General features: G+C 41.4%; 10 protein-coding genes and 1 pseudogene. 8 read left to right on the forward strand and 3 right to left on the reverse strand.

The window, feature by feature from the left end; translation table 11 throughout:
* Nucleotides 1-9 precede the first annotated feature (9 nt).
* From panD to MTT09_RS10475, 6 genes are all read left to right on the forward strand, one after another.
* Nucleotides 10-357, forward strand: coding sequence for an aspartate 1-decarboxylase (gene panD / locus MTT09_RS10450; protein WP_103557800.1), 348 nt, complete (start codon nt 10-12; stop codon nt 355-357).
* A 3-nt stretch (nt 358-360) separates the two neighbouring features.
* A complete protein-coding gene (locus MTT09_RS10455) occupies nt 361-675 on the forward strand; it encodes a YbaB/EbfC family nucleoid-associated protein (protein ID WP_021091096.1) in 315 nt (104 codons plus the stop codon).
* Complete coding sequence (locus tag MTT09_RS10460; protein WP_429803770.1) at nt 672-1,781, forward strand: DUF7488 domain-containing protein; 1,110 nt, start codon at nt 672-674, stop codon at nt 1,779-1,781. Before MTT09_RS10455 ends, MTT09_RS10460 begins: the two co-directional genes overlap by 4 nt.
* Complete coding sequence (locus tag MTT09_RS10465) at nt 1,778-2,677, forward strand: polyprenyl synthetase family protein (protein WP_429803771.1); 900 nt, start codon at nt 1,778-1,780, stop codon at nt 2,675-2,677. The genes MTT09_RS10460 and MTT09_RS10465 overlap by 4 nt, the downstream gene beginning before the upstream one ends.
* Nucleotides 2,678-2,784: 107 nt before the next feature.
* On the forward strand, nt 2,785-4,695 hold the full coding sequence (gene tkt / locus MTT09_RS10470) for a transketolase (protein ID WP_429803772.1): 1,911 nt from the start codon (nt 2,785-2,787) through the stop codon (nt 4,693-4,695).
* 57 nt (nt 4,696-4,752) lie between these two features.
* Nucleotides 4,753-5,547 (forward strand): undecaprenyl-diphosphate phosphatase, encoded by a 795-nt coding sequence (locus MTT09_RS10475; protein WP_429803773.1) that lies wholly within the window; start codon nt 4,753-4,755, stop codon nt 5,545-5,547.
* Between the two features lie 69 nt (nt 5,548-5,616).
* Here MTT09_RS10475 and MTT09_RS10480 read toward each other — a convergent pair whose 3' ends face one another.
* Genes MTT09_RS10480 through moaC form a run of 3 tightly spaced genes read right to left on the reverse strand, consistent with a single transcriptional unit; the run spans nt 5,617 to nt 7,582 of the window.
* Nucleotides 5,617-6,855 (reverse strand): hypothetical protein, encoded by a 1,239-nt coding sequence (locus MTT09_RS10480; protein WP_429803774.1) that lies wholly within the window; start codon nt 6,853-6,855, stop codon nt 5,617-5,619.
* A gap of 9 nt (nt 6,856-6,864) precedes the next feature.
* Entirely contained in the window at nt 6,865-7,131 is a 267-nt protein-coding gene (locus tag MTT09_RS10485; RefSeq protein WP_149703168.1) for an HP0495 family protein, read from the reverse strand.
* Nucleotides 7,106-7,582, reverse strand: coding sequence for a cyclic pyranopterin monophosphate synthase MoaC (gene moaC / locus MTT09_RS10490; RefSeq protein WP_180543840.1), 477 nt, complete (start codon nt 7,580-7,582; stop codon nt 7,106-7,108). Before moaC ends, MTT09_RS10485 begins: the two co-directional genes overlap by 26 nt.
* Before the next feature lie 418 nt (nt 7,583-8,000).
* On the opposite strand from moaC, the gene MTT09_RS10495 reads away from it, so the two are divergent.
* Nucleotides 8,001-8,819 carry a hypothetical protein gene (locus tag MTT09_RS10495; protein ID WP_429803775.1) on the forward strand — a complete coding sequence of 273 codons (819 nt, stop codon included), beginning with the start codon at nt 8,001-8,003 and terminating at the stop codon, nt 8,817-8,819.
* Nucleotides 8,820-8,831: 12 nt separating this feature from the next.
* Nucleotides 8,832-10,033, forward strand: a pseudogene (locus MTT09_RS10500) (Sec-dependent nitrous-oxide reductase); the annotation flags it as partial.

The following is a 10,033-nucleotide window of genomic DNA, read 5'->3' on the forward strand; positions in this document are numbered from 1 at the left end:
AGGCAGAAAATGACAATAGAAATTTTAGCTAGCAAGATCCACAGAGCCGTCGTAACAGACGCAAATTTAAACTATGTTGGCTCGATCAGCATCGGCGAGGAGCTTATAAAGGCTGCAAATTTGATAGAAAATCAAAAGGTTGAAATTTTAGATGTAAATAACGGCGAGAGATTTGCCACCTACGTGATCAAGGGCAAAAAAGGCGAAATTTGCCTAAACGGCGCAGCTGCTAGAAAGGTCTGCGTAGGCGACGTGGTCATCATCGTGGCGTATGCTAGTATGAAATTTAAAAAGGCTAAGAAATTTAAGCCAACCATCGTGCATGTAAATAACAAAAACGAGATCATAAAGGAGTAGGTGATGTTTGAGGGATTTGACTTTTCAAAGATGGGGCAGATGCTTGAGGATGTGCAAAGACAGGCCAAGCAGATGGAAGAAGAGAGCAAAAATAAAGAATTTGGCGCAAAAAGCGGCGGCGGACTAGTGAGCGTGAGAGCAAACGGCAGCGGCGAGATACTTGATATCAGCATAGATGATAGCTTGCTTGAAGATAAAGAGAGCATGCAAATTTTGCTAATAAGCGCCGTAAATGACGTGCTAAAATCAGTTGAGGCTGATAAGAAAAACACCGCTTCAAGGATGCTTGGCGGGCTTGCTTCGATGGGGATAAAATGAGACTAAAATATAAATTTGTCCTTGCATTTTTGCTATCAGCGCTTTGCCTAAACGCCGATCCTAGGCCTACTCAAGAGGACTTTAACGCCTGCTTTGAAAAGAACAAAAACTCAATCGTCTCGGTAAATAAACACTTTGGCGTGGCTATCACTAAAAATTTGATCGCAGTGCCAAAAAGTGAGGGAGCTCCGCTTGGCGAATATGTCAAATTTGACCCATATTTGCAGCTTTTCTTAGTGCGCTCTAGCAAGGAGCTAAGCCCTGTCGTGATGGCTGATGAGACCAACGAGGAGCGCATCAAAAAGAGCACTTGGGTTGGCATCTTAAACGACTCTAACAACACCGTCATGGGTCACATCAAGTCTTTAGGGCAAAATTTAGGCGACTTTGACACGCTAAGCTTCGAGTATAACGCAACTGGAGAGATAAACACGCCTTGTTGTAAGATGATAGGCATAGCTGTTGGAGCTGATAAATTCATACCAAATCGCTATTTAAAGCACTTTGTATCTTACGATGATGTCTATTACGGCGATATCGGCGTGAAATTCTTGCAAAAAGAGGATAAATTTTTTGTGGGTCTTGTTGATCCACTAGGTCGCGGCAAGATGATGATGGTTGATGATGAGCTTGTTAGTGTAAATGGCATCAAGCCAAAGAGCCTAAGAGAGCTAAATGAGATGGTGCTTTTTGCTCCAAAGGGCGCAAAACTGGACATCATCGTGAAGCGTGATAGGCAAGAGCTACTCTTTCAAGTGCCAGTAAGCGGGGATGTGAAATTTAACCAAAGCCTTGATATTGACGCCCCTTCAAGCCTTGATCTGCCAAATTTAAATGTCATGCCAAAGTCGCCTGAGAGCTTGCTTGATGATAAAGTTTTGGTGGATTATGGTGTCACAGTTGATAAAAATTTAGTCGTTACTAAGGTCGAGCCAAAGTCAAATGCCGACATATTTGGCATCAAAATAGGCGATAAAATTTTAGGCTACAACAAAGAGAGCGTGAGCAGCCGCGAGGAACTTTTAGAAAAGATCAGCGATCTGCAAAATTTCGTGCTTTTATTTACTAGAAACGACTTTCAGTTCTTTGCAAGAGTGCCAAAATGAGCCTACTTGAGGACTTCGTAAAATTTCTAAATGCAAATTTGCCAAAGGCGCCTAGCTTTCATCCTTACTACGAGGAGGCGCTTGGCGTTATGCTAAAGGCCGGAGGCAAGCACTTTAGGGCGCTTTTGCTTCTTGGCGTGGTCGAAAATGTCGATAAAAGCCTCACGCAAAAGGCGATGAGAGTGGCTTTGGGGCTTGAGATGATGCACACATACTCGCTCATCCACGATGATCTGCCGTCTATGGATAACGCAAGCCTAAGGCGCGGCACACCAACGCTTCACGTAACATACGACGAGACGACTGCGATACTTGCAGGAGATGCGCTAAATACGCATGCTTTTTATGAAATTTCACGTGCCGATTTACCAGCCGACACTCGTATAAAGTGCGTTGAAATTTTAAGCCAGAATGCTGGCGTTAGCGGCATGGTGCTAGGTCAGGCGCTGGATTGTTTTTTTGAAAATACAAACAAAGAGGACATCAAAAGAGCAAAGGCTAAATTTGGCCTCTCTGGTAAGATGCTAAGCCTTGATGAGCTAGTATTTTTACACATCCACAAAACCGCAAAGCTCATCGCTGCTAGCCTAAAAATGGGCGCTGTGATAGTAAATTTAAACGAAACAGAGTGCGATAAAATTTATGATATCGGCCTAAAGCTTGGGCTTGCTTTTCAGATACAAGATGATATCATCGATCTTACAAGCGACGAAGCGGCCGCTGGAAAGCCCGTGCATAACGACCTAGCTAAAAACTCATTTACAAATTTACTTGGTTTATCTGGCGCAAAAAAGAAAAAAGATGAGCTAATAGGCGAGATAGAAGAGGCGCTAAAGCAGATAGATGCAAATATTGCAAAGATGATCTTAGAGCTTACGGACAAGCATCTAAGATAGCGCGTAAATTTAGTAAATTTACATCACTTTTTAGACATTTTGGGCAAAAACGCAAGGCAAGTTTTAATCACTTTTTTGTATAATCTGACGCAATAAAAGGAGATCATATGCTAAAAAAACAAGCCGATACTATAAGATTTTTGTGCGCTGATATGGTGCAAAACGCTAACAGCGGACACCCAGGTGCTCCTATGGGCCTAGCCGATATCATGGTGGTTTTAAGCAACTTTTTAAAACACAACCCTAAAAATCCAAAATGGCTAAACAGAGATAGGCTCGTTTTTAGCGGTGGTCACGCATCAAGCTTGGTTTATAGCTTCTTACACCTAAGCGGCTACGATCTAAGCCTAGATGAGCTTAAGAAATTTCGCCAACTTGGCTCAAACACCCCAGGACACCCAGAAATTCACACTCCAGGCGTTGAGATGGCTACTGGCCCACTCGGTCAAGGCGTAGCAAATGCAGTTGGCCTTGCCATGGCAGAAAAATACGCTGCAAACGTGCTAAATGAGCCAGATAATAAAATAATCGATCATAAAATTTACTGCCTTTGCGGCGACGGCGATCTTGAAGAGGGCATAAGCTACGAGGCATGTTCGGTGGCTGGAAATTTAAGACTAGACAACCTTGTGCTCATTTATGATTCAAACAACATCACGATCGAGGGCGACACAGCGATCGCATTTAGCGAGGATGTCAAGGCGAGGTTCGAGGCACAGGGCTGGGAGGTCGCACGCATCGACGGACATGACTACAACCAGATCGAATTTGCGCTTGAGCAAGCTAGCGAGAAAGAGTCGCCATATCTCATCATCGCAAACACACACATAGCACGCGGCGCAATGGAGCTTGAGGGCAGCCACCACAGCCACGGCGCACCGCTTGGCGAAGAGATCATCAAAAAGGCAAAGGCCGCAGCTGGTTTTGACCCTGAGAAGAAATTTGCTATCGACGAGGATGTGCTTTTAAGGTTTAGAGGTGCAGTTGAAAAGGGCGATCTTGAAGAGGCTATGTGGAACAAAAAGGTCGAGGCGTTAAGCATTGAAGGCAAAAATTTATTAAATTCACTTCTTAATCCAGACTTTAGCAAGATCGAATTTCCAGATTTTAGCGACAAAAAGCTAGCCACAAGAGATACAAACCACGTTATCTTAAATGAGATAGCGAAAAAACTCCCTGGCTTTATCGGTGGTAGCGCTGATTTGGCTCCGTCAAACAAGACTGAGCTAAAGGGCATGGGCGACTTCCCAAATGGCAAAAATATCCACTATGGCATAAGAGAGCATGCCATGGCAGCTATCAACAATGGCATCGCCAGATACGGCCTTTTCTTGCCATTTTCAGCGACATTTTTCATCTTCAGCGACTATTTAAAGCCAAGTGCGAGGATAGCAGCGCTAATGGGCATCAAGCACTTTTTTGTCTTTACGCACGATAGCATCGGCGTTGGCGAAGATGGTCCGACACATCAGCCTATCGAGCAGCTTAGCACACTTAGAGCGATGCCAAATTTCTACACTTTCCGCCCAGCTGATGGCAACGAAAACGCAGCTAGCTGGCAAGCGGCTCTAAATTTAAACGCTCCAAGTGCCTTTGTGCTTAGTCGCCAAGGGCTTGACCCACTTGCAAAAGGCGAATTTGGCGAGGTTAGCAACGGCGCATATCTTTTAAGCTCGGCAAAAGATGCGAAAATCACATTTATAGCAAGCGGCAGCGAGGTCTCACTCTGCGTAAAAGCAGCCGCACTTTTAGCTGAGCAAGGTGTGGGTGCAAATATCGTATCAGCGCCTTGTTTTGATCTGCTTTGCGAGCAGCCAGCTGAGTATGTGGCTAGAATTTTAGATAAAAACACAACCATCATCGCAGTTGAGGCTGCAACTGGCTATGAATGGTATAAATTTGCCGACGCGGTTTATGGCATGAACAGCTTTGGCGCCAGCGGCAAGGCAAATGAGCTATTTGACCACTTCGGATTTACTCCGCAAAAGCTTGCAAATTTTGCTAGCGAACTTATATAAAATTTAACTTTGGGGAGTAAAATCCCCAGCTGCAATCTAAAATCAAAAAGGCATTTTATGGAAATTTCTCACGTTATCGTTTTGGCCTTGGTGCAAGGCATAAGCGAGTTTTTGCCGATATCCAGCTCGGCTCATCTCATCTTGGTGCCAAAGCTACTTGGCTGGCCAGATCAAGGGCTTGCTTTTGACGTGGCAGTGCATGTTGGTACGCTAAGCGCGATACTTTTTTATTTTAAAGATACGATTTTTAAGCTACTTCGCGACTTTTTTACCTCGATCGCGCAAAGAAAGATGGTGGGCGATAGCTTGCTTGTATGGTGCGTGGGATTTGCCACTATCCCAGTTGGCATCTTTGGACTTTTGTTTAACAACGTGATCGAAGAGTACGCAAGAAGCGGCGTTGTGATCGCTTTTACTACGATCATCTTTGGCATCGCACTTTACTTTGCTGATCTTCGCTCAACAAACAAAAGTGAATACGAAATGACCATAAAATTTGCTCTCATCATCGGTTTAGCGCAGGCTGTGGCGCTCATCCCTGGCGTCTCAAGATCAGGCATAACGATGACAGCGGCACTTTTTTTAGGATTTAGCCACAAAGGCAGTGCAAATTTCTCATTTTTACTTTCGATACCTGTCATCATCCTAGCTGGCGGACTTGAGAGTATCAAGCTTATAAAAGATCCAAACGCCTTACCTTGGAGCGACATCGCTCTTGGCGTCATCATAAGTGCAGTTAGTGCTTATATCTGCGTGAAGCTATTTATGGGGATCATCTCAAGGATCAGGATGCTACCTTTTGTCATCTATCGCTTGATCTTGGGTGCGTTTTTGCTCTATCTATTTTTATAAATTTAAGTTGTAAAATGGCTAGGCTAAGACCTAGCCAAAATGATAAATTTGCCAAAAAGCTTGGCAAATTTACTCCTCTTTTTTATCTTTTTTTATGACGTTTAAAAAGTCTTTTGCGGCTTGATAGGCTCTGTCGCCAAATTTCTTAGCTTCTGTTTTTATATCCATTTGTTTGATGTCTTCAAGCTTGTCGTTCGCCTTTTTTTCAAACTCCGCGATATCTTGCTTGAGACCTTCAAGCTTATCATTAGCGTCAAAATTTAGCTTTAGCTTTTTGCTCTTGTCGTTTAGCTCTTGCTTTAGAGCTTCAAATTTATTATTTGCCTCGCTCATAAGCTTAGCAACGCCGTTGGATTTTAGCTCTTCAAGCCTTGAGCTGATCTGCTCTATCGCTTGATCACTTATGCGTTTAAATTTTGCTAGATTTGTGTCAAGCTCGCTATTTATCACACTTTCGATCTCGCTTTTAGCTACGCCGTCAAATTCATTTTCAAGCTCTTTAAGAAGCGCTATAAACTCTTCATCTACGTTTTTTAAATTTAAAAGCTGTGAGTTTAGCCTTAGCTCATCTGGAGCAAATTTAGCCTCATCTTTTAGCTTTTCAATAGCTCTTAAAATGCCATCTCTCGTGCCATTTATCGCGCCTTTTATGAGCTCTTTTGCAAAGATGTGACCCTCGTTTGCTAAATTCCCCGCTGCACTGATGATATTTTTTGAAATTTCAAACATTCGCTCTTTGCTAAACTCCCCACCTCTTATCGCAGCGTAGGTCATATTTTTAGCTATCGCGCCAGCGGTCTCTTCTACGTCCTTTGCGCCCTCAAGCGTCGTTAGAAAGGCGATTTGAGCGCTCTCTTTTAAGATGCCAAGCATCCTTGTTTCTCTAATAATCGCGTTATTTAAAAGCTCTAAAATTTCCTCTTTTTCGCCAAAATCTCTATCTTTTACGACCTCTTCAGCCGCTTCAAATGAAATTTTTAGCCTATTTTTTATCTCTTCACGCTTTGTCTCGATGGCTCTATTTATCTCATCTCTTTTATCAAATAGCTCATAAAGCTCCTTCTCTTCGCCGCTAACTAGAGCTTGATTTATCCCCTCCATCGCGCTTTTTAGGTTTTTAGCATTTATGAGGCTCTCTTTATCCATCTTGTCGTAAAGCTCGTTCATCTTTTGTTTCAAAAGATCAGGCAGTGTGTTTTCGTCTTTGTCTGAGACGTCCCTAAAAAAGTCGTTGCAAAGAGCTTTTATGCTAGTTAGCAGCCCCTCGCTATCTTTATAATCACGTAAATTTTGCTCAAGTTTATCCATATTTTTGCCTTATAAAACGTATTTTGCTTCGTGTTTTAGCGCTGAAAATATCTCCAGCCTCTCTTCTTCGCTTAAAACTAGCACGGCTAGATCGTAGCTAGCGTATTTTTTATCTTTGCTAAATTTTGAAAAAACTAGCTTAAATTCTCTATCTTTTACTATCTCTTTTACCTTCTCTTCGGCATTTATGCCAGCGTCAAATATCACTTTATACTCCCAGTGTGTTGGGTAGTCGATTTTTGCCTTTTTATTATTTAGATCGCATATATTCGCCACTTTTGCCTCCTGTTTTGCTCTCTAGCACGATGTTGTCTATCTCCATACCCTTATCTATGGCTTTTACCATATCGTAAATGGTTAAAAGTCCCACGCTCACGCCTGTTAGCGCCTCCATCTCAACACCTGTTTTGCCCTCGATCTTGACACTCACGTAAAGCTTAAAAGCGCAAATTTCAGGTAGCTCCTCGATGTCACAATCCACACCCAAAATGGCCAGTGGATGGCACATAGGTATTAGCTCGCTTGTCTTTTTAGCGCCCATTATCGCAGCGACGACGGCTGTTTGGATGACTGGGCCTTTTTTGCCGGTATTTTCTTTGATCGCCTTAAAAGCATCTTTGCTCATTTTGATGATCCCGCTAGCAGTTGCTACTCTTTTAGTTGGATCCTTTGGGCTTACATCGACCATCTTTGGACGGTCTTTTTCATCTAAATGTGTTAGCATTATCTCTCCTTTTTTTGGTGGATTATAGCCTATTTAAGCAAATTTAAGTTATCAGTAAATTTAAGCAAAAAAATATCAAAAATCTAAAAATTAAGCTTTGCTCAAAACGCAAGAGGATTTTTTCATTTCTTAATATAATTATCTAATTTAAATAATTTTTTTAAAAAAATATTTATAATTTAAATTTTAATGCAGAATATACCTAAAATACGAATTTTTATAGATAATAAATTTTATCAAAAGTATATTTCTATCCATTAAATTCCAAAGTCTATTTATTGTAAATGGCAAAATTTAAAAAAAATTATTGATATTTTTCTTTAAATGCTTAAAAAAGTAAATTAATCGCTAATTTGCTTTTAAGAGTTATGCTTGTATAGTTTTTACAAATTTTAAATTTACGATGAAAGCAACCTAGATAATGAAATTTCTGCTATGTCTTAGCTTATCTTTGATGGCTCTTTTTGCTGATAGTAAGGGCTGCTTCGTCGATGAAAATAGTCAAAACATCATCTTTGTAAAAGATGGCGAGACAAAAAGCCTAGGCTTAAAGGAGAAAATTTACAAAGATCAAAGATGTGCTTACGATGAGAGCTCTTTTTACGTTGCAAATTTAAACAACGAGATCGTAAAGGTAGCTAGCGAGAAGGAATTTTTATTTGCTCTGCCAAATGTTGGCTGTAAGGTTTCAAATATCTTGCTAGATAAAGAGAAAATTTACGTCGCTTGCGATATGGCAAATGTCGTAACAATCGCCATTTTTGACAAGAGTTCTAAAAAATTTATATCAAAAAATTTTAACAATGTTTATAAAATTTCTAGCTTTTTATCGCTTAGCGGGGGAGTGTTTTTTACAAGCTTTAATGGCAAGGCATTTTTGCTTGACAGTAAGCTTAACACAAAAGAGCAAAAAAGCGTTGGCTTTGCGCCAGTGAGCGCTTGTAAATTTAGCGATGATGAAATTTTCATAGGCTTTAGAAACGGAGAAATTTTAGATCTTAAAAGTGGAGTTAAAAAGCAAATTTTAAGATCTAAAATTTCAGCTCTTGCATGCGTGGGAGATGAGGTTTTGGTAGCTAGCGAGGACGGAGTGGTCTATAAATTTGACAAAAGCTTTAAGCTAAAGGGTAAAAAAGAGCTTTTTAGCGGCGAGATAAAAGAAATTTTTATAGATAAAAACGTGCTTGTTGGCGTGGGTCTAGGTAATAAGACAAAGAGTTTAGAGATAAATTCATTTTAAAAAGGAGAGTAAATGCAAAAGTTATTTTGTGTCGCAAGTGCTGCACTGCTTGGGCTATCTTTAACTGCTGCTTGTGCTGCTAGTAGTGACCTTGAAAAAGTCATGAAAGAGCGCGGGCTAAGCGAAAAAGATGTCCTTGCAGCTGCTAAGACTTACCAGCCAAGCGGTAAAAAAGATGATTTCATCGTCTTTTCATCTGGCGGGCAGAGTGGTCAAGTGCTAGTTTATGGCGTTCCGTCGATGAGAATTTACAAATACATCGGCGTTTTCACCCCAGAGCCTTGGCAAGGATATGGCTATGACGATGAGTCAAAAGCTGTTTTAAAACAAGGCAACATCAGGGGCAAAGAGATAACTTGGGGCGATACACACCACCCAAATTTCACTGAGAAAAATGGTGAGTATGTTGGTGATTATCTATTTATCAACGACAAGGCAAACCCAAGGATCGCTGTTATAAATTTAAAAGACTTTGAGACAACTCAAATGGTCGTAAACCCTATCATGAAGAGTGAGCATGGCGGTAGCTTCATCACTCCAAACAGTGAGTACGTCATCGAAGCTAGCCAGTATGCAGCTCCACTTGATGACAACTATCACTCAATGGACGACTACGAAGCCGTTTATAGAGGCGCTGTGACATTTTGGAAATTTGACTATCCAAAAGGCAAGATCGACGAGAAAGCATCTTTTTCTCTTGAGCTTCCTCCATACTGGCAAGACCTAAGCGACGCTGGTAAGGGTGAGAGCTACGGCTGGGGCTTTACAAACTCAATAAACAGCGAGATGTATACAGGTGGTATCGAAAAAGGTCTTCCTCCATTTGAGGCAGGTGCTAGTAGAAACGACACCGACTTCTTACACGTTTATAACTGGCAAATTTTAGAAAAACTTGCACAGGATAAGAAAAACTACAAAGTTATAAATGGTCATAGAGTGATCACTATAGAAGCTGCTGTAAAAGCAGGAGCACTATTTTTGATCCCAGAGTCAAAGAGCCCACACGGTTGTGACGTAACACCAGATGGTAGATACATCATCGTTGGCGGTAAGCTTGATACTCACGCATCAGTTTATGACTTTAAAAAGATCAAAGAGCTAATCGACAAAAAAGAGTACGCTGGCACTGACCCATACGGCATACCTATCTTAGATAGAGAAAAGTCAATGCACGGACAAGTCGAACTAGGCCTTGGACCACTGCACACATCATT

It is taken from the genome of Campylobacter concisus, from assembly GCF_050447505.1.
Taxonomy (GTDB): domain Bacteria; phylum Campylobacterota; class Campylobacteria; order Campylobacterales; family Campylobacteraceae; genus Campylobacter_A; species Campylobacter_A concisus_BP.